Here is a 24,907-nt window from a genome sequence, read left to right on the forward strand (position 1 = left end):
GTTGATTGGCGTGGCTACCGGGCAAGCATCACTTGCTCAGCATGAACAGGGCCTGATTGCCAAAGAAATTGGCAAAGCCCGAATGGCTGTCCATTGAAACGCGTGATCCGCTCTCATTGAGAACCATCGATCTTTCGATCTTCAGATTCATTTCCGCACACAGGGCGACAAAGTCGCGCACGGTGCAAAAATGGATGTTGGGTGTTTCATACCACATGATCGGAAGGTTCGGGTTCTGCGGCATTCTTCCACGGAACATCAGATCAAACCGTGCCCGCCAGTGGCCGAAATTCGGGAAAGACACAATTGCCTTGTTGCCGATGCGCAGAAGTTCGGACAGGACTTCTTTGGGGCGATGGGTCGCCTGCAATGTCTGGCTGAGGATAGCATAGTCAAATGCCCCGTCCGGATAATCGCCAAGATCACGGTCGGCATCGCCCTGCATCACGGGAAGTCCCTGGGCAACGCAATTGCGCACGCCCTCGTTTGAAATTTCCAACCCGCGACCATCGACATTCTTTGTCCGGGTCAGATAGCCAAGCAGTTCACCATCGCTGCACCCGATATCAAGAACGCGGGTTCCCGGTTCAACCATGTCGGCAATCAATTGCAGGTCAACGCGAATGCGATCGTTATGCGTTGTGGCAGCGTTGGCGTTTGATACGGTGTGGTTCATGATTATTTCAGCCCCCGGCTTTCGGCGGCACCTTCGATGAAGCCGGCAAGAACCATGTGGAAATCGGGTTCATCAAGCAGGAAGGCGTCATGACCCTTGTCGCTTTCAATTTCGACACAACTGACATTACAGGATGCCGCATTCAATGCATGGGCAAGGGTTCTGCTTTCGGCGGTGGTAAAGCACCAGTCGCTTGAGAACGAGATGATACAAAAGCGCGTCTTGCAGCCGGTAAAAGCATCAGCCAATCGTCCGTCATGTTCAATTGACAGGTCGAAATAGTCCATCGCACGCGTGATATAGAGATAGCTGTTGGCATCAAACCGGTCGACAAAGCTTTTGCCCTGATGACGCAAATAGCTTTCGACCTGAAAATCATGATCAAAGCTATAGGTTATCGCACCGCGATTTTGAAGCTTGCGACCAAATTTGCGATGCAGGGCAGGTTGGGACAGATAGGTGATATGTGCTGTCATGCGCGCAACTGCCAAACCACGCGCCGGTTTCTTGCCTTCCAGCAGGTAATTGCCCCCGCACCAGTCCGGATCGGCCATGACAGCCTGACGCCCGACTTCGTGGAAGGCGATATTCTGTGCCGAATGGCGGAACGATGTGGCAATCGGCGCTGCGGCAAAAACGCGCTCCGGATAGCTTTTGCACCATTCCAGAACCTGCATGCCGCCCATCGACCCGCCAATCACAGCAAACAGCGTGTCGATGCCAAGCGCATCAATCAGCATGGTCTGGGCACGCACCATATCGGCAATCGTAATCACCGGGAAATCAAGCCCCCAGGGTTTGCCGGTTTCCGGATTGATGTCCTTGGGGCCGGTACTGCCAAGGCAACCGCCAATGACGTTGCTGCAGATGACGAAATACTTGTCTGTGTCGATGATCTTGCCGGGGCCGACAATCTCGCGCCACCAGCCTTCCTTGCCCGTGATCGGGTGGACGTCATCGGCAACATACTGGTCACCCGTCAGGGCATGGCAGACCAGAATCGCGTTCGATTTGTCGGCATTCAATGCGCCATAGGTTTGATAGGCCAGTGTAAAGGGACCAAATTCAATGCCGCTATCAAGGCGCAGCTTGTCCGTCTCGCCCAGAACCATGTGGTGGCCGGGAAGCGGCGGGCGCTTGTCTTTGTTGGCGGCGGTGCTCATGGACGTTGGTTTCCCTTTAAATCATGATTTTTCGCATAATCGGGTTGGTGTTTTTGCATTTGTTGCCCGGTTTGCGGAAAATTCGCCTGTTCTAGCTATGAAGCGGGCCCGGTTTAGTCAATCTTTTCTTTGCATTTCTGCGGCCCTGTCCTAATACTGTGCGCCGTTTTACAAAAGAGTGAATCATGGCGTGTAACGACGAAAATTTGGCAAATCTTGACCTTGACGGGTTGCGTGGCGAGATCGACGAGATCGATCAGGCCCTGCAATCCCTGATCATTCGGCGCACCAAAGTTGTCCAGGCTGTCGGGGCCTATAAGGATCGGGTGATTGCTGCCGGTGGCAAAGTCAAAGTGCCTTATCGTCCGGCCCGTGAAGCCCGGATCATGCGTACGCTGGTTGATCGTCACGATGGTGCGTTTCCCAAAACGGCACTGATACAGATATGGCGTGAAATGATTGCTGCGGGTACGCGTCTTGAAGCGCCTTATACGGTGGCCCTGTGTCGCAATGCAGATGGACAGGATTGCTGGGAACTTGCACGTCTGAATTTCGGTTGCCTGAACGAGATCATTGAATATGACACCCCGCGCGAAGCATTTGGTGCGCTTGAAGACGGACGGGCAGCTGTCGGTGTGTTCCCGAAGCCCGAATTTGGCGAGCCGATGCCATGGTGGACGCTTCTGACGGACGAAACCGCCGTCAAGGTTGTTTCGAAACTGCCCTTTGGCGGACGTCCTGTCGGGCGTGGCGAACAGACCGAGGGCTTTGTTCTGGCGGCAATCGATCTTGAGGACAGCGGTGATGACCGGACTCTGTTCGTGGTCAGCCTGTCCAAGGAAATCTCGATGGATACAGTGCGCAAAAAAATTGCGGATGGCATCGACGGGGCGACAATCCTTGGCTTTTCTGACGATACGATTGCAGATCGGCGTTTTGTTCTTGTTGATGTGCCGGGATTCTTTTGTAATCGCGCTGATGCGTTTCAGACCACACTGGATGAACGGGGACTTGCACCCGAAAGTCTGCATGTGGTTGGCGCCTATGCGGTGCCGATATCAGAAGACGCACTGAGTTAACAATTTTTGGCAGGCCGATCATGGCTGCTGCTTCCTCTGGGAGAATAAACGTTATGTCTGCGCCCACCCCACGCCCCGGTATTCTTGATATTGCGCCTTACAAGGGCGGCAAATCCAGTGCTGACAGTGATCAGCGCGTGATCAAGCTGTCGTCTAACGAAGGTGCCCTTGGCCCAAGCCCCAAAGCAATGGAAGCCCTGCGCAACACGGCAAGCCGTCTGCATCGCTATCCGGATGGTGGCTGTGATCTGCTGCGTCATAAGCTGGCAGAGAAATACGGTCTTGAGTTTGACCAGCTCGTCTGTGGTGCGGGTTCTGATGAATTGCTGACCCTTCTGATCCGTGCCTATGCCGGTCCGGGTGATGAAGTATTGTATTCGCAGCACGGTTTCCTGATGTATCCGATTGCCGCCATGGGTGTTGGCGCAACGCCGGTAACGGCACCGGAAACCAACATGACCACCGATGTTGATGCCTTGCTGGCAGCGGTAACCGACAAGACCAAGATCGTGTTTGTTGCCAACCCGAACAACCCGACCGGAACCTATATCACCGATGCCGAGATGAAGCGTCTGCGTGACGGTCTTCGCGAAGACATCGTTCTGGTGGTTGATGCGGCCTATGCCGAATTCATGACCGGTCAGGAAGATTACAGCGCGGGTGAAGAGCTTGTAAAAGCTGGCAATAACACCGTCATGACCCGGACATTCTCCAAGATTTATGGTCTTGGTGGCATTCGCCTTGGCTGGTGCTATGCACCGCCGGCAATCGCCGATGTCCTTCAGCGTTTGCGCAACCCGTTCAACGTACCGCTTCCGACCCAGGAAGCCGGTGTCGCGGCGCTTGAGGACGATGATTTCGTTAATGAGTGCGTCCGTCACAACGCGGAAACGCTTGCGTGGTTCCGTGATGAAATCAATGCGATCAGCGGTCTTAAGGCCCATCCGAGCTACGGCAACTTCGTGATGATCGAATTCCCGACGGTTGAAGGCAAGGATGCCGATGCCGCAAATGATTTCATGATGGCCCGTGGCGTGATCCCGCGCAAAATCGGTGCCTATGGTTTGTCGCAGATGCTTCGTGTCTCCATTGGCACGAAGGAAGAAATGGAAATCTGCCTTCAGACCATCAAAGACTTTGTGAACCAGTAAAATGACCAAAACTGCATCCCAACCGTTGTTTGAAACTGTCGCTTTTATCGGCATGGGCCTTATCGGTTCGTCCATGGCCCGTCGCATCAAGCGTGACGGCCTTGCCAACAAGATTACCTGTGCGGTCCGCTCTGAGGCGACCCGCGACCGGGTTCTTGAACTTGGCATTGCCGACGAGGCCTATTGCGACATCAAGGACGCGGTTGGTGATGCGGATCTGGTGATGATCTGTGCGCCGGTTGGTGCAAACGAGACCATTGGCGCACAGCTTACCGGTGCATTGAAAAAGGGCGCGATTGTTTCTGATGTCGGATCCGTCAAGCAATCAGTCATTCGTGACATCGCTCCGCATCTTGACGAGGGTGTCCATTTCGTTCCGGGACATCCCCTTGCAGGGACCGAGCATTCCGGTCCGGACTCGGGTTTTCCGGAGCTGTTCGAAGAACGCTGGTGCATCCTGACCCCGATCCCGGGAGAAAGTGACGCTGCCAAAGAAAAGGTCAAAGCCCTTTGGGAAGCATGTGGCATGTATGTCGAATGCATGGATGCAGACCATCATGACCGCATTCTTGGCATTACGTCACATTTGCCGCACCTGATTGCCTATACCATTGTCGGGACTGCGACCGATCTTGAAGATGCCCTGCGTCAGGAAGTCATCAAGTTTTCGGCAACCGGTTTCCGTGACTTCACCCGTATTGCGGCATCCGATCCGACCATGTGGCGTGACGTGTTTCTGAACAACCGTGAAGCCGTTCTTGAAGTGCTTGGCCGTTTTCAGGAAGACCTGATGGCGTTGCAACGCGCCATTCGCTGGGGCGAAGGCGAGAAGCTGTTTGATCTGTTTACCCGGACGCGCGAAATTCGCCGCGGGATCGTTGATGCCGGTCAGTATTTCACCAACTTCTCTGCCGAGGGCGAAAGCCGCCAAAGCGATGAGAAGGGCAAGAAAAAGACCACAGAATAAGATACCGACGGTCCGCGGCCCGCAGACTGTCATTCGGTTGGTGATGCGCCCCAAATAGCACCGCCTGCCGGTTAAAGGGGATAGTCATGTCTGCCACCAATCATCCGGCGTTCGGCCGGATCATGCCGTTTGTCTTTGTGTTTCTCTGGAGCACGGGATTCGTCGGTGCGAAATTCGGCCTTCCTTACGCTGACCCGTTTGTTTTCCTTTTCGTCCGATTTGCCATTGTCATTGTGCTGATGGTGCCGGTTGTCATGCTGATGAAGGCCAAATGGCCAAAATCGCTGCGCGAGGCATCCCACATTGCAACCGCGGGCATGCTGGTGCACGGCATTTATCTTGGTGGTGTGTTCTGGGCAATTGATACCGGTTTACCATCCGGCCTTGCGGCCCTGATTGTCGGGCTGCAGCCGGTTGTAACCGCATCGGTTGTCGGCAGTCTTCTGGGCGAACGGGTTTCAGCGCGCCAGTGGGGCGGTCTTGTTCTTGGTCTGATCGGTGTTGCACTTGTTCTGTTGCCCAAGATCGGCGACGGGATCGGCATTACGCCACTGGGCATCGGTCTTGCCGTTCTGGCCCTGTTCGGGATGACGGCGGGGACGCTTTATCAGAAGCGTTTCTGCACCGGCATGGATTTGATGAGTGGCACTGTCATCCAGTATATGGCTGCCGCCTCGTTCGTTGGTGTTGTTGCCCTGTTCAAGGATGATCTGACCGTTGAATGGAGCATGAATTTCATTCTGGCGATGGCATGGCTTGTGCTTGTTCTGTCGATTGGTGCGATCATGTTGCTGATGGTTCTGATCAAGCAGGGCGAAGCAACCCGGGTTGCCAGCATGTTTTATCTGGTGCCGCCAACCGCTGCTTTCTTTGCCTGGGTTCTGTTTGACGAGCATCTTGGCATGCTTGGCTTTACCGGGTTTGGAATTGCGGCACTTGGGGTGGCATTGGTGATCATGAAGCGCTAGTTTCACGTAGCCCGAGAAACCACAAAGAAACGCGACCGGAGGAAAAGGTGAGCGACGCCACCGAAAAATGGGTGTTTGGATACGGATCATTGTTATGGCGACCGGGATTTGACTTCACGGAACGCTCGCGCGCGCTTCTGCGCGGTTATCACCGGTCATTCTGTATTTATTCCCACCATTATCGTGGCACACCGGAAAATCCGGGGCTTGTTCTTGGGCTGAATTCCGGTGGGGAATGTGTTGGCAATGCATTTTGTATTGCGCCGGACAACTGGAATGCGGTGAAGGCCTATCTTGATGAGCGCGAGCTTGTCACCAACACCTATATTCCGGCCGATGTCGAAGTCGAACTCCAAGACGGTCGCACAGTGATTGCTCATACCTATGTAGCCGATCCGACCCATCAGCAATATGCCGGGAACCTTCCGGTGCGTACAGCGGTCGAGATCATTGTGGCGGCACATGGAAGAGTTGGCCCCAACCTTGAATATCTGGAAAATACCGTGCAGCATCTTGATGAAATGGGGATTGTTGATCCACCCCTGCATGACCTGATGGATCTTGTTCGCCGCGAATATGGCGAAATCAATATGGGTGCAGGTATCTGATGGCACAGGGTAATGCAACGACGGTAACAACCGGCTCTGCCGGTGACCAGACGCCGATGACAGTCGCCTATCTGATGCTGATTGCATGCGCAATGATGTGGGGGTCAAACCATGTTGTTGCGCGTGGCGTGAACGCAACAGTCCCGTTCGAGGCACTTTCATTCTGGCGCTGGGTGGTGGCGGCGGTCATGCTGTTTCCGGTGTGCTACAAATATCTTGGCCGTGACCTCAGACTGATGGCACAGCACAAGATGTCTATGTTCCTGATCGGCTTTACGGGCGTATTCCTGTTTTCGGTCGTGATTTATCTGGCGGCCTATAATACGACGGCGGTTAATACCGGTCTTCTGAACGCGACAACACCGGTATGGGTGTTGCTATTTGCATCCGTGCTGAGTGCAGACAAACCCAAATTGGGGCAGTGGGTCGGTGTGCTTGTCGCCGGGGCCGGGACAGCAACCATTATTGCCAAGGGCGATCTGTCGGTTTTTGCGCGGATGGACTTTGTCTCGGGCGATGTCTTTGCAATGATTTCGGCCATGGTATGGGCGGCCTATTCGATGTTGCTCAAACGCGCACCCAAGGGGGTGCATCCGCTCAGCCTTGTTTTCATCTCTGCACTGATCGGTTTGTGTTTCCTGACCCCGCTTTATGTCTGGTCGCTTGTGGTTGATGGTGAACCGTTCTTTACCCATCTTGATCCGGCATGGCCTGATATGCTCAAGATCTTCTATATCGGTGCCGGTCCTGCATTCCTTGGCTATCTGTTCTGGAACAAGGGCGTTTCCGTTGTTGGCCCGGCCAATGCCGGCGTGTTCCTGTATTTGATGCCGGTCTTTGCCAGCGTGCTTGCAATCATCTTCCTTGGTGAAGAATTGCATATGTATCATCTGGGCGGGATTGTTCTGATTGCCTTCGGTATCTGGCAGGCGACGCGCAAAAAGCGCACTTAGGAGCCTGTCATCTGAGTAATAAAAAGGCCGGGATGCTCAATGCATCACCGGCCTTTTTGAATTTTGATATCCGCTTTCTAAACAGAACAGCTGTCAGGAAACCTTGTCCGGATCAGCTTCTTTCTGAATGGCTGCTTGCTGTTCTGCTTCCTCGGCGGCGATATCGTCGGATGTCAGCATTGGCAGATTGAATTCCCGCTGTGCCTCGGTTTCAAGCTCGCGCGTGCGGGTGTCGATGCGGGTTTTGATTTCCTTCATGAAGGTCTTGCGATCAAGATCGGGCTCAATCGGTTTCATGAATTCCATCGTGACCAGACCGCCATATTTCATAAAGCTGTGTCGCCCCCAGAACATGCCGGAATTCAGTGCGACCGGAATGACCTTGGTCTCGGGGAAGGCTTTATAAAGGGCATAGATGCCCGGATGATAAGGGCGACTTGAACCGGGTGGGGTTCGCGTGCCTTCCGGGAAAATCACGACCTGACGGTTTTCTTTAAGTGCCTTCTCAGCCCCCTTGATCATGTCCTTAAGGGCTGAACCACCTGCCGAGCGATCAACGGCAATCTGACCTGAAAGGGTCAGAAACTGGCCGAAAACCGGAATCCGGGTCAGTTCTTTTTTCAGAATATAGGCCGGGTCCGTCACCACAGTATGGAACGTCAGGGTTTCCCAAGCCGATTGATGCTTGGCGACCAGGATACAGGGCCCTTCCGGCAGATTTTCAAGCCCGGTGATGCGTTTGCGCATGCCAACGGAATAGCGCAGCATGAACTGCACCAGTCGGCACCATGCATGGCCGACAAACTGGTTGGCTTTGCGCCCAAACAGCATCAGCGGAATCAGGCTGAGGCATAAAATCGCGGTGCCGCCGAAAAACAACACGTTAAACAATAACGCGCGGAGGGTTCTCATTCAGAAAAGTCCTTCATACGCCTTGGGCTTAAACCCACTCACATGATCTTGATATGTGCTGTTTTGTAACAGCTATATTGCAATTGGAAAATGCCGATTGTTCAACCGTTTTTGCCCGAAGCATTCGAAGCAGAGTATTCCTGCGGTCCGGGGGGATCACCTTCAAGGTTGCGCAAAGACGGCCGGTCACCATCAGGCAGCCAATGCAGTAACGAGTTCCTGAGGCTTGCAAACATGTATTTGTTGAATTCACTGGCGATCAACGCTGTGCTGCCCGGGAAACGCCACCAGTTTTCAATTTTGACGTTATCGGGGAAGACCGGATGGGGGATGATATCCACGTCCGGCATCAGGCTTCTGAATTCCAGAAGTGATCGTGGCATGTGATAGTTGGCGGTAACGATCCGAAGGCTTTTAAAGCCTTCCTCATAGACCCACACAGCGGTTTCAATCGCATTTCCCCGCGTGTTTTCGGCGACATGCCCCAAAACCACACAGCAGGCAATCAGGCGCGGATCGGATTTGCCGACGGATAAAAGCTCGTCTACCTCGACCCCGCGATAGACCCCGGAAATGAACAGTTTTTCTGCCAGGCCATGGGTCAGTAACCGGCGTCCTTCGGAAAGGCGTTCACTGCCACCGGTCAGAACGACAATTGCGTCGGTACGCTGATTTGGATTTTCAACAGAAACCGGGATCGAATTGACATACCAGACAAATCCTGCGGCCCAGACAAGCCCGCACAAGATCAGCGTCGAAAGCAAAAAGCGAAACCGTCGAAAACGGCGACGGTGCTGCACACTAAGCGGGGGCTTGCTCATCAATGGGTGCCTCGGTAGCGATGCGCGGGCATGTATTCGGATCTCCTGAGATGGCCAAGGCCATGATCTCAAACAAGAAGCAGGTCAGTCACCGGACTATACGGAGCCTTGTGATCCGTTACAACATCCGGTGTAAAACACGCAAAACGGTGCGGGTTGCGGTGATCCCGGCGATCATCGCAACAATAAACGGAATGGCCACGATCAGGGCGATAAAGATCGGGCTCAGGACAAGTGACGGGATTGGCCAGCCTGCACGCAATCCAAGCCAGGCAATCAATGCAGAAACAGGAAGCGCTATCAACAAGCCGATCAGCGCACCGAAAAATGCCAGTCGCTGATTGTGGCGACCGAACTGTTTGGCGATATAGCTATCCTGGGCCCCGATCAGATGCAGCAATTCGATGATGCGATGATGGATCGAAAGGCCCGAACGGGTCGCAAATACAACCGAAAGCATGGTCGCGCCAAACAGCACCACGATCAGAAGCGACAGGGCCAGTTCGACCGAAAAGGCGACGTCGGCAATTCTTTCGATCCATATGCGGTGATCATCAAGCACAGCTTCGGGGGCGATTTCCCCCAAACGCATTTCAAGCGCATCGTAGTTGAAACCGGTTTCCGGAGTGATTTCGATAATACGCGGAATGGGAAGTTCGCTAACCACTTCATCGGGGCCAAGCCATGGTTCAAGGAGGGCCGCCATGGTGTCGGGGCTCAGCTCCTCGATCCGGGCAATGCCGGGAAGGTTGGAGACATCGTCGATGATGGCATCAACAGTTTTCTGAAGCGCTTCTTCGCGTTCTTCCGGTGTCCGGTTTGCAAGTTCGGTCGGGGGAACCTGAATGGACAGGCTGCCTTCGATCTGGCCGGACCATTGACCGACACTGTCATGCAGGGCTGCCAGGCCCACAATCGAAAAGGTCAGCAGCGCAACCATCAAAGCGACGATGCTCGGCAAAAAGCGCGAGGAAGAGTCGCTTTCAAGTGGAAGATGCGATGGGGGTGCGCGAAATGCCATGATCGTGGTTTGGTCCTGTTGATCTGGTTGATCTTGTCGTGATGGTGGTCAGCCGCTATGCGTTACGTCATGCAGTGTACCGCCTTCGAGCAACCATTGCGTATGACCGAAACGTCTGACCAGTTGGCGGTTATGGGTGGCGATCAGGACGGTGGTGCCCAGTTTGTTGAGTTCTTCAAACAGATACAGCAAACGCATGGCGATTCGGTCATCAACGTTCCCGGTCGGTTCATCGGCCAGAAGCAATGCCGGACGACCGATGACCGCGCGCGCAATCGCCACACGTTGTTGCTGGCCGCCCGAAAGACGCGATGGCTGTGCATTGATGTGGTCACCGAGCCCGACCCATTCGAGAAGCTCGGTGACATTCTTGCGGATTTGCAAATCCTCGACCCCGGCAACTCGCAACGGCAAGGCAACGTTTTCGAATGTCGTCAGGTGATTGATCAGGCGGAAATCCTGAAAGACCACGCCGATCTTGCGGCGAATCGCAGGAAGATCTTCACGCGGGATGCGGATATTGTCGCGTCCGAAAATATTGATTTCACCCCGGGTCTGCCGAAGGGCAAGATATAAAAGGCGCATCAATGTCGATTTGCCTGCACCGGATGCGCCGGTCAGGAAATGGAAACTGCCGCGACCCAAAGAAAAATTCAGGTCGCGCAAAATTTCCGGTCCGGATTCGTATCGGACCCCGACATTCCTGAAACTGACAACCTCGGTCAAAATCGGTGCTCCATATGGCAGAATGACGTTCTACCTTGGCCTGTGCCATGGCATTTGATCAAGGGTTTCTCTAGGTTCTGACAAGCGCGAAATGCCAATCGGACCTGACAATATCGAAAATGACTGATCCGGTTTACCCGGTTTTCTCATGATTTCGGATGCCATGTTCACCGCCGTTACGCAACGATTAGACACCCAAATCCGGGCAGCTTCTGTTATCTGTACTTAACAGTCTGTTAAATCGCGGCTATTTACATATAGTGTAAGTCACCGCTGACGTGCTTGGGGGATCGTCAGTTGCGTACGTCTTGTTGCCCCCCATGTTTGATGCCGCTGTCATCGAAATGCCAGGTTTGCAATGATCATTACTTGCCCAGAGTGTTCAAAGAAATACTCAGTTAAGACAGAAGCAATCGGTCCCAAGGGCCGAACCGTGCGCTGTAAAAGCTGCGGCAACAGCTGGCATCAGGACCCCCCGGGGGCAAAGAAGCCTGCTCCCCAGGCTGCGAGCGCGCCGGAAAATGATCTTCCGCCACCCTTCAATCAGGAAGGCGCACTCGGTGCTGATTTCAATGCTGATCAGATGGGAAGTGGCCAGGTTGATCCGGGCTTTGAAAATGCTGACAGAATTCCTGATCCGCCCCCCATTCCCCAGCAACTGATTCGGAACAATCCCAAGCCGGAGCCGAAAAAGAAAAAGGGTATTATTGGCTGGATCATCTTCCTGTTGCTGATCGGTGGGATCGGCGCGGGTGGTTATTTTGCCAAGGACTACGTCATCAATATGTGGCCGCCGATTGCCAAGGTCTATGACATGATCGGCCTTGATGTGCCGCATGTGGGCGAAGGCCTTGATATTCGCGAATTGCCGCCGACCCGTGAAGATGAAGACGGGATTGATGTTCTTGTCGTCCGCGCCGAGATCGTCAATATCGCAGAAGAACCGCGTCCGTTGCCGTATCTTTTGATCGAACTTCTTGATCCGCTGGACCGTGTGGTACAGCGCAAAAAGGTTCCGCTGATCTATGACGAGACAAAGGTGACGGCCGGGGCCGAGATGCCGATGGAACAACAAATGCTGCCCGTTGGCGAAAGCATGACGGTCGAAACCAAAATCCGTCGTCCGAACCCGACGGCCACCCGATTGCAGGTCACCTTCCTTGATCCGCGTGAAGCGGTCGAGCCGTAAGGACCGCGACCCGTTAAAATGAAAAAAGGCAGCGTTTCATCGCTGCCTTTTTTGTGCGAAATCGATTGTCCCCGAAGACCGGGTTTCGGGAATCAGAACCGTTTGAGCAACCGGTCGATATATTCCTGTTCGATCTGCGGACGATCCGGGTCGCCGGATCGACGACGAAGTTCCTGCAAAATCCGCCAGGCCCGTTCAAGGGTATTCACATCCGGAATAATGGTGGTGCCATCACCACCGACCGGACGGCCCAATGGATCGCGACGCCCGCTTCCTTCAAGGTCTTCGAGCATCGGGGCCAACTGGCTCAGGCCTTCGAGGGCACGGCTGATCTCGCCAATGCCCTGTTGAAGGGCCTCCATGGCCTGTCGCTGCAATTGCAGGGCCTCATGAGACCGATTGTGCCCAAGGGCCTCTGCCGCGCCGCGCATGGCGTCTATGACGGTGTTCATGCCGCTGACCTCACCAAACTGATCGATGCCGGGGCTGTTCATGATCTCGCTGGCGTCATTGGCAAGGCCCTGTTGCTGATTGGCGCGCGGGGCGGGGCCATTCTGCGTCGATGAATTGTCGCCTTCGTTCATCAGGTCCTGTTGTCGGCGGGCCAGGTCGCGCATACCGTCAAGCATCTCGCGCAGGGTAGATGTGATGTCCATTCCGCCTTCGCCGGTCGTGACCTGCATATTTTCAATCAGCTCGCGCAGACGATCAATAAGCTGACGGGCCTGATCACGCGCCCCTGCACGCATCAGGGCATCAATCTGATCAATGATGCGCGACAGGTCCTGTTGCTCCAGGGCGGCGGAGGCCTGTGGCTGTTCTTCTGGTGATTGCGTGCTTTCGCGGGTCAGGGCGGCCAGATATTCATTTAACGCCTGACGATATTCCTCGATCAACCGGGCAATTTCGCCTTCGGTAATGTCGGGATTTTGTAAGGCTTCAAGCAGGCGTTCCTCGGCCTCCATAAGGTTGCGTTCCGCAATCCCGTAACTTCCGCGTTCGACTTCCTCGGCGATATGCCACAAAAGCCCGGCGACATCCTGATGAACGTCGCGGTTCCCCAGATTTGCAGACAGCCGGTTTTCGGCAACCGACAGCGCAAGGAAGACGCCAATATGACCGTTGAATGCCTGTGGAGCATAAAGAACCGGCAGTATTGCCTGATGCATTTCAAGGGCGCGATCCGGGTGGCGCAACAAGCCGCGCCGGATTGCAATCAGTTTCTGCGCGACCGGATGGTTGAATTCACGTTCGGGCAACATCAAAGACCGGATATCGCTTTGCCCGGTCTGACCGGCATTGTCGCGGGACACCATCTGGATATTGACCGGAAGACCGGCCCAGGGATGGGCAACCAGATCAAGAAAACGCGGACCTTCAATACGGGTCGGCATTGCGGTTTCGCTGATACCTTCGCCACGGATGTCGATGACGATCTGATCAATCGGGCCATATTGATCAAGTGATCCGTCATCCGGTGCCGGGGTGATCACAAGATCAAGCTTCGCCAGTCCATAATCATCATTGGCAAGATAATCCAGACGCACATGATCGCGGCGCGTCACGACGGGGGAACTGACAAAAGACAGGCTTGGGGCGTTGTCGGGCACCAGTTCAATATTCAGCGTCAGACGATCATTGCCCCAGACCGATATGCGCCACTCCCCCGATTGTTCTATGGCAGTCGACAGCACATAGCTGTTTTCGCTGCTTTCGGTGAATGCGCGTTCTCCATCCGGCGCGCTCAGGGTCGGCTGCCAGATGCTTGATATGCTGCCATCAAGTGTTGACCCGGCGGGCACCTGCACAGACATCACGTCACTCGTGGTCGTGTTTCCTGTGATGTTGCCATCGTTTGATGGAACCGTGCCATTCTCCGTACCAATTGCCGCAAAGCGCAGGACCCTTGGAACCTGTCCGGTATAGGCTGGCGGCGTCACCCAAAGGGTCGCGCTGAAATCAGCTGCACCAAGGCGTTGCAACGGACTAAAGGCCTTTGAAAACCGTTCCGGGAAATGATTATGTCCGGCGAACAGGCCAACAAAGAGCACCAGTACGGGAATGGCGGTCAGCCCGAACCGGTCAATCCGTGTAACAGCGGGGACCGGACGGGGCAGGCGCAAATGTTTAAGGGCTGCTTCATGCAAACCCAGCTGGCGCTGCCACAGGAAGCTGGTCAGCGGATCGTCGGTTTCGTGGATATGGTCTTCGAGACTCTGGAGCGGATTGTTCTCCAGCCTGTTTTCGACTTCAAGCCGGTGCAGGATATCGCGGCGGGTTGGCCAGCGGAAATTTCGCCAGGGCGCGACAATCGCGACCATGGTTGCGACCGACAGTACAGACAGCAAGATGATGTGCCCGGTCGCCGGCAGGAACTCGAACGCGCCGGTAAGGGTAAGTCCGACTGTCAGAAGCACAATCGAAAGTGCCGGTATCAGGCATGGCCACACCGATTCCCAAATCAGGATCATGCGCGTTTTGCGCACATGACTTTCGATCTCGGGATAGGGTGGTATCAACGACATGCGTCTGGTTGTCCGTGATTGCCGACATGTTGCAAATCTGATTGCAACGCTTTCCCTTTAAAACTTGGGGTTTCACAGGTGCGGGTCAAGCTATTCCATCGGATGCCGGGAAATAAAAAGGTGGCCCGCATCATACGGGCCACCTGAAAATCATTCATATGGAATGGCGCAAAGCTTACTCGTTACCGAGCCATGCAGGGATTTGATCCATATTGATCAGCTGATCGATTTCCTGACGGGGGCGGACAATCGCAAAATTGTTGCCCTTGACCAGTACCTCGGGCGTCAATGCACGGGTGTTATAGGTCGAGGACATCACCGCGCCATAGGCACCTGCTGACATCACTGCGACCAGATCACCGGCCTTGAGATCATCTGGCAATTTGCGGTCTTTGCCGAATGTGTCGCCGGTTTCGCAAACCGGGCCGACGACGTCGACAGTTGCCTGCACGTCTTCTTCGCCCTGTTCTTCAACCGGGATGATTTCGTGATAGGCGCTGTAAAGCGTCGGACGGATCAGGTCATTCATCGCGGCATCAAGAATGACGAAACGCTTTGCTTCGCCGTCTTTGATATACATGACTCGCGACACCATGATCCCGGCATTGCCGGCAATCAGGCGACCGGGCTCAAGGGTGATGTGACACCCAAGATGACCGACCGTTTCGCGCACCATCTGGCCATAGGCATCAGGAAGCGGCGGCGTTTCGCCCTGATAGGCGATGCCAAGGCCGCCACCCAGATCAAGATTGCGGATATGGATGCCTTCGGAACGAAGTTGCTCGACCAGCCCTGCCAGACGGGTGAATGCCTCGCGGAACGGGGTCAGATCGGTCAACTGTGAGCCGATATGCATCGCAATGCCGGTAACCTCGATACCATCCATGGCGGCGGCATCACGGTAAACCTCGATCGCGCGAGTCCAGTCGATGCCGAATTTGTTTTCGGCCTTGCCGGTCGCGATCTTTTCGTGGGTTTTGGCATCGACATGCGGATTGATGCGCAGCGCAATACGCGCCTTTTTGCCCATTTCGATGGCAACACGGTTCAGTTCGACCAGTTCCGGGATGCTTTCGACATTGATTTGCGCAATGTCGGCCTCAAGAGCTTCGCGCATTTCTGCGTCTGCCTTGCCAACGCCCGAAAAGATGATCTTGGCGGGATCAATTCCTGCACGCAGGGCGCGGCGCATTTCACCAACCGATACCACGTCTGCACCGGCACCAAGATTGCCCAGTGTTTTCAGCACAGCCTGATTGGAGTTTGCCTTCACAGCAAAGCATACAGTGGCATCAAGCCCCTCGAACGCGTCGGCATAAACCTTGTAGTGGCGCTCAAGCGTTGCCGTCGAATAGCAGAAAAACGGCGTGCCAACTTTATCCGCCATTTCGGGGATCGAAACGCCTTCGGCGTGAAGCACGCCATCAATATATTCAAAATGGTTCATTTGGCGGGGTAGTCCCTTGGATATTCGTTGCCTTTTTCGGTCGGCGGTTCAAGCGGGCCTTTTTTGCCGCAAGCTGCCACCGAAAGACCCAGCATGACTGCCAGTGTGATCACGATGCCGCGTTTAAGCAAAGCAGGGGTCATTTCATAAACCTTTCCTTTGCAGCCTTGACCGATTCCTTGACGCGCACCGGTGCGGTGCCGCCAAAGCTCTGGCGGGCGGCAACAGATGCCTCGACGGTCAGGACGTCATAAACTGCATTGGTGATCTTTGGTTCGATCCCCTGAAGGTCTTCAAGGGGCAGCTGATCAAGATCGCATCCCTTGGACTCGGCCAGCTTCACGGTTGCGCCAACCACATGATGGGCATCGCGGAACGGCATGCCAAGCTCGGCCACCAGCCAGTCGGCAAGGTCGGTTGCAGTGGTGTAACCGGCACCAGCTGCGGCGCGCATGTTATCGGCAAAGACTTTCATGTCAGCGACCATGCCGGTCATGGCAGCAACGCACAGACCCAGATGGTCGTGGGCCTCGAAAACCGGTTCCTTGTCTTCCTGCATGTCTTTGGAATAGGCCAGCGGAAGGCCCTTCATCGACAACATCAGGGAATTATAGCAACCAACGATACGTCCGATTTTCGAACGGATCAGTTCGGCGGCGTCCGGGTTACGTTTCTGCGGCATGATCGAGGAGCCGGTCGAGAACTTGTCGGACATGCCGATAAAGCGGAACTGTGCCGAACACCAGATGACCATTTCCTCGGCCAGACGCGACAGATGCATTGCAGCAATCGAGGCTGCGTTAAGATATTCGAGTGCAAAGTCACGATCCGATACCGCATCAAGCGAGTTCGCCGTCGGACGATCAAAGCCAAGCGCGCTTGCCGTCATGTGACGGTCAATCGGATAAGGTGTGCCTGCAAGGGCGGCTGAACCCAACGGGTTTTCATTTACGCGCGTCCGGCAATCGGCGACACGGCCACGGTCACGGCCAAACATTTCCACATAGGCCAGAAGATGATGGCCAAAGGTCACCGGCTGGGCTGCCTGCAGATGGGTAAAGCCCGGCATGATGGTTTCGGCATGGGTTTCGGCCTGCGTAATCAGCGCTTCCTGAAGGCCCTTGAGACCGGCCTCAAGATCGGCAAGTGCAACATCGCGAACCCAGAGTTTGAAGTCGGTTGCGACCTGATCATTGCGCGAGCGTGCGGTATGAAGACGACCTGCTGCCGGACCGATCAGATCGCGCAGGCGGCTTTCGACATTCATGTGAATATCTTCAAGCGCGCTCGAGAATTTGAACTGCCCGCTCTCGATTTCCTGAAGGATCTGGTCTAGACCATTGGTAATCTTTTCGCCATCTTCTGCGGGGATGATGTTCTGCTTGACCAGCATCGCGCAGTGGGCTTTGGAGCCCTGAATGTCCTGGGCATAAAGGCGTTTGTCAAAACCGATGGAAGCATTGATTTCTTCCATGATGGCTGACGGGCCTGCTTCAAAGCGACCTCCCCACAGGGAGTTGGCGTTTTTCTGGTCGGTGGCGTTTTGGTCGGTCATCTTGATCCGCAGTCTTGGAAAGGTGAGTGTTGTGAAGACATTGCTTCGTTACGTAAAACTTGGCGTGATTGTCGCCATATCGGGCATTTATGCAACCCCTGCCTTTGCAGATACGCAATTCCCGCAAGAACTTTCAAAGATGGTTGCCCCGTCTGATGACGGTTCTTTGCCCGACGGGATCACATTTGTCGATCAAAAAGATGGGGAAATCCCGCTTAACAGCCTGAAGGGAAAGGTTGTTCTGGTTAATCTGTGGGCGACATGGTGTGTTCCATGCGTCAAGGAAATGCCAGAACTCGACAATCTTGCTGCGCAGATGGATGGCAAGGCGTTCCGTGTTCTGGCACTCAGTCAGGACCGCGGTGGTGCCGCTGCCGTTACGGAATTCTTTGAAAAGAATGGAATCGACAATCTTGATGTGGTGCTTGATCCGCGCGGTGCGACCGCGCGCAAGATGGGGGCACGCGGTCTTCCGACCAGCTTTGTGATTGATGGCAACGGTGTTATTCGCGGTAAACTCGAAGGCATCGCGCAATGGGATGCGCCCGATGTCATTTCCTATTTCAATGACCTGATTGATCAGACCTCGTAACGCGTGTTGACCACAGGCCTTACGCCCTGTTTTCAAGCAGGGCAAGGACCTGTTCGATATTTGGTGCGGCATCGGCCGCACCGTTGCGCGTGGTGGCAAGTGCGCCGGTCGCACAGGCGAAACGCACGGCATCGGGTAATGACTGACCACCATGCAGGGCAACCGCAAGTCCCGCGTTAAAGCAATCACCTGCACCCACCGTGTCTATGGCGTTGACCGAAAAGGACGGCACCATTCCGGACTGACTATCTCCAGATTGGCCATCGGCGGAATAGAATGCGCCATCGCCGCCCATTTTGATGATGACGGTCTTTGGGCCCATTTCATGAAGTGCGCTGGCTGCCTGCTGTGCGCTTTTGGTGTCAACCGGATCAATACCGGTCATGACGCGGCATTCGCTGCTATTGGGGGTGACAATATCGGTCAGTGCCAGGAGGTCGCGCATCACCATGTGATCTTGCACCGGAGCCGGATCAAGAATGACCTTCGCGTGTCCTTCGCGGGCATATTTGATTGCGCAATCTACTGCCACCACCGGGCATTCCAGCTGTAAAAGCAGATAGTTACAATCGCGCAGAGACTCCTGTTTGTCATGCAGGTCCGCACGGGTCATGGTCATATTGGCACCGCCGACCACAGTGATCATGTTTTCACCGGACTCATCAATTGAAATCAATGCTATCCCGGTCTGAGCTGCGTCAGCCATGATCAGATGATTGGTATCGAGCCCTTCGGCGGCAAGCGTTTCAATCAGTTGTCGGCCCAGTGCGTCGTCGCCGATTTTGGATATGAAAACAGGGGAAACACCCAGCCGCGCAACGGCAAGTGCCTGATTGCATCCTTTGCCACCCGGGCCGGATATGTATTCCTTTGCCGCAACGGTCTGGCCGGGTTGTGGAAATTTTGCAACGCGCGCAGCAAAATCAATGTTTGAGCTTCCAACAACGACAATACTCATGGTCTATCCAAATGGTAGAAAACTAATACCTCACAATGATATTGGCACTAGATCATTGGTTTAAAGAAGCTTGCGGATTAAATTGGTTGTTTTGCAGGTAAAAACGTCAACTGCAGCGACAGATCTCCGCAAGAAGTGCAATTTCATATAGGATCCCTATTGTCAGGATGGCGTAAATTCACTCGCCAGTGCGGCATAAAGACGGCGGAATTTGGCAAAGCGGGGCTGATAGGAGGCATGCCGCGCCGGATCGGGCTCAATCACTTCCTCGATCGCCGGTTTCTTGCAAACATCTTCGACCGGTTCCTGTGTCAAAGCCAGTCGGGCAAGACGTGCTGCACCAAATGCCGGGCCCTTTGCCGCACCCTCGTAACGTGCAAGCGGGGTGCCCATAATGTCCGAAATCAGCTGAATCCAGTATCGGCTGCGTGCGCCGCCACCGATCACACCGGGCAATTCACAACGGGTTCCAGCCGCATGCAGCCGTGATTGCGCATCGCTGAGCGCAAAGGCAACGCCCTCAAGCACCGATTGCACCATGGCTTCGCGGTTTGTGTCACTGCCCAGGCCGAAAAACACGCCACGGGCATAGGGATTATTGTGCGGTGTACGTTCACCGTTGAGGTAAGGCAAAAACAGAATATCCGATGGCGCGTTGTGCTGGGCCTCGACCCTTGCAAGCAAAGCGCCAATATCGCTTTCACCCAGAAGCCTTGCCACCCATTGCAGGCAGCTGGCTCCATTAAGCAGGACCGCCATCTGGAACCAGTGACCCGGAATGGCATGGGTGAAGCTGTGCAGGAGTTCTTCGGGTTTGGGTCGGTATCTGTCCGAGGCGACAAAGATCTGCGATGACGTCCCAAGCGAAATAAAGCCATCCCCATGGCGCACAGCACCGACACCGATCCCCCCGGTTGCCGCATCGCCGCCGCCACCGGCAATGATCACCCCGGCAGTCATGCCCCAACGATCTGCAAGGTCACGGCGCAATGTGCCGGTGACATCCGATCCTTCGACAAGTTTGGGCAATTGGTCCATCGAAAGCCCGCAAGCCTCGATTGCAGCTTCGTTCCAGCTGCGGCTTTCTTCATCAAGCCAAAGCGTACCTGCGGCATCCGACATCTCGGTGACCTTGTCACCCGACAGGCAAAACCGGATATAGTCCTTGGGCAGCAGAATGGTTCTGACCTTTGCAAACAGCTCGGGTTCATGCTTTTGAAGCCAGATCATCTTGGGGGCAGTCATGCCGGGCATGGTGGCAACACCGGCCCGAAGCCCCAGATCGGGCAGGGTAGCATCAAGCGCGTCACATTCCTTCTTGGCGCGCCCGTCATTCCACAGGATCGCAGGACGAAGCGGCATATCGTCTTCGCCAAGCAATGTTGCACCATGCATTTGCCCTGACAGGCCAATGGCGCGTGTCGCGGCAAGCGCACCGGGATTTTGGTGATGCAATGCGTCGATGGCACGCAGGGTCGCGTCCCACCAGTCCGCCGGGTTCTGTTCGCTCCAGAACGGGTGCGGGTTGGAAACGGACAAAGGGATATCAGTCTCAGCGACGGTTGCCGAGTTCTCGTCGATCAGCAGTGCCTTGACGGCTGATGTACCAACATCAATCCCGAGAAACATGCTTGGACTGCCTCCAGACTTCTTTTGTCATTTGATCCCGGCATCACATCTGTGCGGGTTGCAAGAGCTGTATTCCAGTGGCTTGACGGATCGATTGCAACAAAAAAAGCCGCTGATTTTCACAACGGCTTTTAATTTGAAAATGCGAATGTTTTAAAGCAGTCCCTAGCGGGTCGGGACCGGCTCATCACCGCTATAGTCATAGAAGCCACGGCCAACCTTGCGGCCAAGCCATCCGGCTTCGACATATTTGACCAGCAGTGGGCAAGGGCGATACTTGGTATCTGCCAGACCGTCATGCAGGACATGCATGATCGAAAGACAGGTATCCAGACCAATAAAGTCAGCCAGTTGCAGCGGACCCATCGGATGGTTCGCACCCAGACGCATTGCCGTGTCGATGGATTCGACGTTACCCACACCTTCATAAAGGGTGTAGATCGCCTCGTTGATCATCGGCAGAAGGATACGGTTGACGATGAAAGCCGGGAAATCTTCGGCACTTGCCGTGTCTTTGCCCAGTTTCTTGGTCAGTTCATGAATGGTGCGATAGGTGGTCTCATCGGTGGCAATGCCACGGATCAGCTCCACCAGCTTCATCAGCGGCACCGGGTTCATGAAGTGCATACCCATGAATTTCGCCGGGCGGTCGGTATAGGACGCCAGACGGGTCACCGAGATCGAGGAAGTGTTGGTCGCGATGATGGCTTCCGGGCCAAGAACCGGGCAAAGAGCCTTGAAGATCTGTTTCTTGATTTCTTCATTCTCGGTTGCCGCTTCGATCACCAGATCGCAATCCGAAAGGAAGCTGTATTCCGTTCCGGTTGAGACGCGGGCAAGAGCTGCGTCTTTTTGCGCTGCGGTAATCAGCTCTTTTTTGACCTGGCGGTCCATGTTCTTGTCCATCACGCCGATGGCCTTATCAAGGGCATCTTGCGAGATGTCGAGAATTCGGACGTCGTAACCGGCAATCGCGATCACATGTGCAATGCCATTGCCCATTTGACCGGCGCCGATCACGCCAATGGTTTTGATATCTTCCAACGAAGCCATTTGTTCCCCACTCGTCCCCTAGGGTCAAAACAATAGAATTCACTGTTTTGACCCTAATTGGGATCAGATTATTTGTCGAGTTCACTCGCCAGAGCGGGAAGGGCTTCGAACAGGTCAGCGACAAGTCCGTAATCAGCTACCGAGAAGATCGGCGCTTCTTCGTCCTTGTTGATCGCGACAATGACCTTGCTGTCCTTCATGCCGGCAAGGTGCTGAATAGCACCTGAAATGCCTACAGCAATGTATAGCTGCGGTGCAACAACTTTGCCGGTCTGACCGACCTGCCAGTCGTTCGGAGCGTATCCGGCATCAACCGCAGCGCGCGAAGCGCCAATGGCAGCGCCGAGTTTGTCGGCAATCGGCTCGATCAGGTGGAAGTTTTCACCTGAACCCATGCCGCGACCGCCAGAAATGACAACGCTGGCTGCGGTCAGTTCCGGACGTTCCGACTCGGTCAGTTCCTGACCAACGAAGCTGGATTTACCGGCATCGGCAACAACAGCAACGTCTTCGATGGCAGCAGAACCGCCCTCGGCTCCAACCGGATCAAAGCCCGTGGTACGAACGGTGATCAGTTTCAGCGGGTCAGACGACTGAACGGTCGCCATCGCGTTACCGGCATAGATCGGACGGACAAAGGTATCGGCACTTTCGACATCGGTGATGTCGGAAATCTGCGCGACGTCCTTCAATGCTGCAACGCGCGGCATGAAGTTTTTGCCCGAGGTCGAAGCCGGAACCAGAATGTGGCTGTAACCTTCGGCAAGTTCGGTCACAAGACCGGCCATGTTTTCAGCCAGGAAATGGCCATAGGCGGCGTTATCTGCAACCAGAACCTTGGAGACACCGGCAACCTTTGCGGCTGCTTCGGCTACACCGCGGCAGTTTTCACCAGCAACGAGGATGGCAATGTCGCCACCGATCTTCTGGGCTGCGGCAACGGTGTTCAGCGTGCCACCCTTAAGTTCGGTATTGTCGTGTTCGGCAATAACAAGAATGCTCATTTGATTGATCCCCGCTTAGATTACTTTTGCTTCGTTGCGGAGCTTGTCGACAAGCTCTGCGACGTCGGCAACTTTGACACCTGCCTGACGTGCCGGCGGTTCCGTCACTTTCAGGGTTTTCAGGCGCGGCGCGGTATCAACACCAAGGTCGGCCGGGCTCAGGGTGTCGAGCGGCTTTTTCTTGGCTTTCATGATGTTTGGCAGCGACGCATAACGCGGCTCGTTGAGACGCAGGTCGGTGGTGACGATTGCCGGAAGATCAAGCTTGACGGTTTCAAGACCGCCATCAACTTCACGGGTAACGTCGAGTTTGCCGTCAGCAACGGCAACCTTGGATGCGAAAGTGCCCTGCGGCCAATCCAGCAAAGCAGCCAGCATCTGGCCAGTCTGGTTGGCGTCGTCGTCAATTGCCTGTTTGCCGAGGATCACAAGATCCGGGCTTTCCTTGGCAACGACTTCCTTCAGGAGTTTTGCGACGGCAAGCGGCTGAAGCTCATCCTCGGTTTCGACCAGAATGCCGCGATCGGCACCCATGGCAAGGGCGGTGCGCAGGGTCTCCTGGCACTGCTTAACGCCGAGCGATACAGCAACCACTTCGGTCGCAGTACCTGCTTCCTTGAGGCGGACAGCCTCTTCAACGGCGATTTCGTCAAACGGGTTCATGGACATTTTGACGTTGTTCAATTCAACGCCAGACTGGTCCTGTTTGACTCGGATCTTGACGTTGTAATCCACAACGCGCTTAACGGCGACAAGAACCTTCATGACAGACCTGTTCGTTTTTGTTGTCGAAACTATGGGCTTTGGCGCCCTGCCGGGGCAGTTCGCTGCGGGCCCGCATGTTACTGTTTTCCCCGCGATGCACAATAGGGGGTGCTACGCAGGTTGTCAATTTACGTAAAGGTGTTGACGTTAACGACAACTTCTTCACTGAATTTTTGATGCCCTTCGCGACCTTGATACGGCACAAATCCGCCGATTAACAGGGATTTATCCAAAAAAAATCGTCAGCGCGTCAGTCCGGGTTGCCACAAAATATCATCCTTGCCACCGTTATTGGCATGGCGGGCCAGGACAAACATGTGGTCCGAAAGCCGGTTGATATAGCGCACACACTCCGGATTGATGGTCTCGATTCCGGCAAGTTCGACAATAAGCCGTTCCGCGCGCCGTGAAACTGTCCGCGCGACGTGAAGCTGTGCCGAAAGCGCACTGCCCCCCGGCAGAACGAACGATTTCAACGGATCCAGTTCGGCATTGATCTGGTCGATCTCGTTTTCAAGGCGTTCGGTCTGTCTGGCGATGATCCGCAAGGCAGGCTGTTCGGGGTTATCATCGCTGCCATCGCCCGGCGTGCAAAGATCGGCACCCAGATCAAACAGATCGTTCTGGATTCGCGCCAGCATGGCATCAATCTCGCCGTCGGCATGCAGGCGGGCAACACCGATCACGGAATTGGTTTCGTCAACGGTGCCATAGGCCTCAACCCGGACGGAGTTTTTGGGAACCCGCGTGCCGTTGCCAAGGGCCGTTTTGCCCTTGTCGCCGGATTTTGTGTAGATGCGTGTCAATTGAACCATGTGCTGTCCGTTATATTCGTATCGTTTGTGGGTGGATAAGTCGTGAATGGTAGATGCCTATTTGCCAAGCGCCATCAATGACAGGATGAACAAAAGCAGCAAGGCAACCGCCTGAAGCAGGACGCGAAGCTGCATCAGTTTATTTGATTTGCGTGCATCCTTGCCCCGTGCCATCGAAATGATGCCCATCACCAGAACGCCTGCGACTGCAGCCATCGCAAGCAGCGCACCAATCTGCAAAAATGCTGTCATTTTTGTTCTTCCCTGTCTTTGCCTGCCGATTTTTGCCGGAAACCGGTTTGTCCGGTTGTATTAAGGGGCAATGTCCAC

General features: G+C 54.7%; 25 protein-coding genes. 8 read left to right on the plus strand and 17 right to left on the minus strand.

Translation table 11 applies throughout. From position 1 onward, the window contains the following. Positions 1 to 28: 28 nt before the first annotated feature. Together metW and metX are read right to left on the minus strand one after the other, a co-directional pair. A complete protein-coding gene (gene metW, locus ACTU44_RS04335; protein WP_114096773.1) occupies positions 29 to 676 on the minus strand; it encodes a methionine biosynthesis protein MetW in 648 nt (215 codons plus the stop codon). A 2-nt stretch (positions 677 to 678) separates the two neighbouring features. Next, complete coding sequence (gene metX, locus ACTU44_RS04340) at positions 679 to 1,839, minus strand: homoserine O-acetyltransferase MetX (protein WP_114096774.1); 1,161 nt, start codon at positions 1,837 to 1,839, stop codon at positions 679 to 681. Between the two features lie 185 nt (positions 1,840 to 2,024). On the opposite strand from metX, the gene ACTU44_RS04345 reads away from it, so the two are divergent. The 6 genes from ACTU44_RS04345 (at position 2,025) to ACTU44_RS04370 (ending at position 7,565) form a co-directional block, all read left to right on the plus strand. Beyond that, positions 2,025 to 2,918: a chorismate mutase gene (locus tag ACTU44_RS04345; protein WP_114096775.1), complete on the plus strand. Its 894-nt coding sequence runs from the start codon at positions 2,025 to 2,027 to the stop codon at positions 2,916 to 2,918. Between the two features lie 53 nt (positions 2,919 to 2,971). After that, positions 2,972 to 4,069 carry a histidinol-phosphate transaminase gene (gene hisC / locus ACTU44_RS04350; RefSeq protein ID WP_114096776.1) on the plus strand — a complete coding sequence of 366 codons (1,098 nt, stop codon included), beginning with the start codon at positions 2,972 to 2,974 and terminating at the stop codon, positions 4,067 to 4,069. A 1-nt stretch (position 4,070) separates the two neighbouring features. After that, complete coding sequence (locus ACTU44_RS04355; RefSeq protein ID WP_114096777.1) at positions 4,071 to 5,036, plus strand: prephenate/arogenate dehydrogenase family protein; 966 nt, start codon at positions 4,071 to 4,073, stop codon at positions 5,034 to 5,036. An 86-nt stretch (positions 5,037 to 5,122) separates the two neighbouring features. Then, complete coding sequence (locus tag ACTU44_RS04360; RefSeq protein ID WP_114096778.1) at positions 5,123 to 6,004, plus strand: DMT family transporter; 882 nt, start codon at positions 5,123 to 5,125, stop codon at positions 6,002 to 6,004. Between the two features lie 47 nt (positions 6,005 to 6,051). Then, positions 6,052 to 6,612 (plus strand): gamma-glutamylcyclotransferase, encoded by a 561-nt coding sequence (locus tag ACTU44_RS04365; protein ID WP_336080074.1) that lies wholly within the window; start codon positions 6,052 to 6,054, stop codon positions 6,610 to 6,612. Beyond that, positions 6,612 to 7,565 carry a DMT family transporter gene (locus ACTU44_RS04370; RefSeq protein ID WP_336080075.1) on the plus strand — a complete coding sequence of 318 codons (954 nt, stop codon included), beginning with the start codon at positions 6,612 to 6,614 and terminating at the stop codon, positions 7,563 to 7,565. The genes ACTU44_RS04365 and ACTU44_RS04370 overlap by 1 nt, the downstream gene beginning before the upstream one ends. 93 nt (positions 7,566 to 7,658) lie before the next feature. Here ACTU44_RS04370 and ACTU44_RS04375 read toward each other — a convergent pair whose 3' ends face one another. From ACTU44_RS04375 to ftsE, 4 genes are all read right to left on the minus strand, one after another. Beyond that, complete coding sequence (locus ACTU44_RS04375) at positions 7,659 to 8,477, minus strand: lysophospholipid acyltransferase family protein (protein ID WP_114096781.1); 819 nt, start codon at positions 8,475 to 8,477, stop codon at positions 7,659 to 7,661. 101 nt (positions 8,478 to 8,578) lie between these two features. Beyond that, positions 8,579 to 9,298 (minus strand): YdcF family protein, encoded by a 720-nt coding sequence (locus ACTU44_RS04380; RefSeq protein ID WP_114096782.1) that lies wholly within the window; start codon positions 9,296 to 9,298, stop codon positions 8,579 to 8,581. Positions 9,299 to 9,416: 118 nt separating this feature from the next. Then, positions 9,417 to 10,319 carry a cell division protein FtsX gene (locus ACTU44_RS04385; protein ID WP_114096783.1) on the minus strand — a complete coding sequence of 301 codons (903 nt, stop codon included), beginning with the start codon at positions 10,317 to 10,319 and terminating at the stop codon, positions 9,417 to 9,419. A 48-nt stretch (positions 10,320 to 10,367) separates the two neighbouring features. After that, on the minus strand, positions 10,368 to 11,045 hold the full coding sequence (gene ftsE, locus ACTU44_RS04390) for a cell division ATP-binding protein FtsE (RefSeq protein WP_114096784.1): 678 nt from the start codon (positions 11,043 to 11,045) through the stop codon (positions 10,368 to 10,370). A gap of 358 nt (positions 11,046 to 11,403) precedes the next feature. Between ftsE and ACTU44_RS04395 the strand changes: the two genes are divergently transcribed. Further along, complete coding sequence (locus ACTU44_RS04395) at positions 11,404 to 12,234, plus strand: DUF3426 domain-containing protein (RefSeq protein ID WP_114096785.1); 831 nt, start codon at positions 11,404 to 11,406, stop codon at positions 12,232 to 12,234. Positions 12,235 to 12,326: 92 nt separating this feature from the next. Here ACTU44_RS04395 and ACTU44_RS04400 read toward each other — a convergent pair whose 3' ends face one another. The 4 genes from ACTU44_RS04400 to argH all read right to left on the minus strand — a co-directional run bounded on the left by ACTU44_RS04400 (position 12,327) and on the right by argH (position 17,761). Beyond that, a complete protein-coding gene (locus ACTU44_RS04400; RefSeq protein ID WP_462096769.1) occupies positions 12,327 to 14,759 on the minus strand; it encodes a DUF4175 domain-containing protein in 2,433 nt (810 codons plus the stop codon). A 175-nt stretch (positions 14,760 to 14,934) separates the two neighbouring features. Then, positions 14,935 to 16,206: a diaminopimelate decarboxylase gene (gene lysA, locus ACTU44_RS04405; protein WP_114096787.1), complete on the minus strand. Its 1,272-nt coding sequence runs from the start codon at positions 16,204 to 16,206 to the stop codon at positions 14,935 to 14,937. Beyond that, a complete protein-coding gene (lptM, locus tag ACTU44_RS04410) occupies positions 16,203 to 16,349 on the minus strand; it encodes an LPS translocon maturation chaperone LptM (protein WP_336080081.1) in 147 nt (48 codons plus the stop codon). The genes lysA and lptM overlap by 4 nt, the downstream gene beginning before the upstream one ends. Next, the gene (gene argH / locus ACTU44_RS04415; protein ID WP_114096788.1) at positions 16,346 to 17,761 is read right to left on the minus strand and encodes an argininosuccinate lyase; all 1,416 of its coding nucleotides are present in this window, start codon (positions 17,759 to 17,761) and stop codon (positions 16,346 to 16,348) included. The genes lptM and argH overlap by 4 nt, the downstream gene beginning before the upstream one ends. Positions 17,762 to 17,792: 31 nt before the next feature. Here argH and ACTU44_RS04420 point away from each other — a divergent pair, with 31 nt between their 5' ends. Next, entirely contained in the window at positions 17,793 to 18,353 is a 561-nt protein-coding gene (locus ACTU44_RS04420; protein WP_462096770.1) for a TlpA disulfide reductase family protein, read from the plus strand. Positions 18,354 to 18,372: 19 nt separating this feature from the next. Here the strand turns inward: ACTU44_RS04420 and rbsK are convergent, their stop codons facing one another. From rbsK to ACTU44_RS04455, 7 genes are all read right to left on the minus strand, one after another. Next, a complete protein-coding gene (gene rbsK / locus ACTU44_RS04425) occupies positions 18,373 to 19,311 on the minus strand; it encodes a ribokinase (protein ID WP_462096771.1) in 939 nt (312 codons plus the stop codon). 162 nt (positions 19,312 to 19,473) lie between these two features. Further along, the gene (gene xylB / locus ACTU44_RS04430; RefSeq protein ID WP_462096772.1) at positions 19,474 to 20,940 is read right to left on the minus strand and encodes a xylulokinase; all 1,467 of its coding nucleotides are present in this window, start codon (positions 20,938 to 20,940) and stop codon (positions 19,474 to 19,476) included. Positions 20,941 to 21,105: 165 nt separating this feature from the next. Beyond that, positions 21,106 to 21,993: a 3-hydroxybutyryl-CoA dehydrogenase gene (locus ACTU44_RS04435; RefSeq protein WP_114096791.1), complete on the minus strand. Its 888-nt coding sequence runs from the start codon at positions 21,991 to 21,993 to the stop codon at positions 21,106 to 21,108. A gap of 68 nt (positions 21,994 to 22,061) precedes the next feature. Further along, positions 22,062 to 22,997 carry an electron transfer flavoprotein subunit alpha/FixB family protein gene (locus ACTU44_RS04440; RefSeq protein WP_462096773.1) on the minus strand — a complete coding sequence of 312 codons (936 nt, stop codon included), beginning with the start codon at positions 22,995 to 22,997 and terminating at the stop codon, positions 22,062 to 22,064. 15 nt (positions 22,998 to 23,012) lie between these two features. Continuing rightward, complete coding sequence (locus ACTU44_RS04445) at positions 23,013 to 23,762, minus strand: electron transfer flavoprotein subunit beta/FixA family protein (RefSeq protein WP_101245387.1); 750 nt, start codon at positions 23,760 to 23,762, stop codon at positions 23,013 to 23,015. Between the two features lie 242 nt (positions 23,763 to 24,004). Beyond that, positions 24,005 to 24,577 (minus strand): cob(I)yrinic acid a,c-diamide adenosyltransferase, encoded by a 573-nt coding sequence (locus tag ACTU44_RS04450; protein ID WP_114096793.1) that lies wholly within the window; start codon positions 24,575 to 24,577, stop codon positions 24,005 to 24,007. A gap of 57 nt (positions 24,578 to 24,634) precedes the next feature. After that, complete coding sequence (locus ACTU44_RS04455; protein ID WP_114096794.1) at positions 24,635 to 24,829, minus strand: twin transmembrane helix small protein; 195 nt, start codon at positions 24,827 to 24,829, stop codon at positions 24,635 to 24,637. Positions 24,830 to 24,907: the final 78 nt, after the last annotated feature.

The organism is Thalassospira sp. SM2505, from assembly GCF_054901115.1.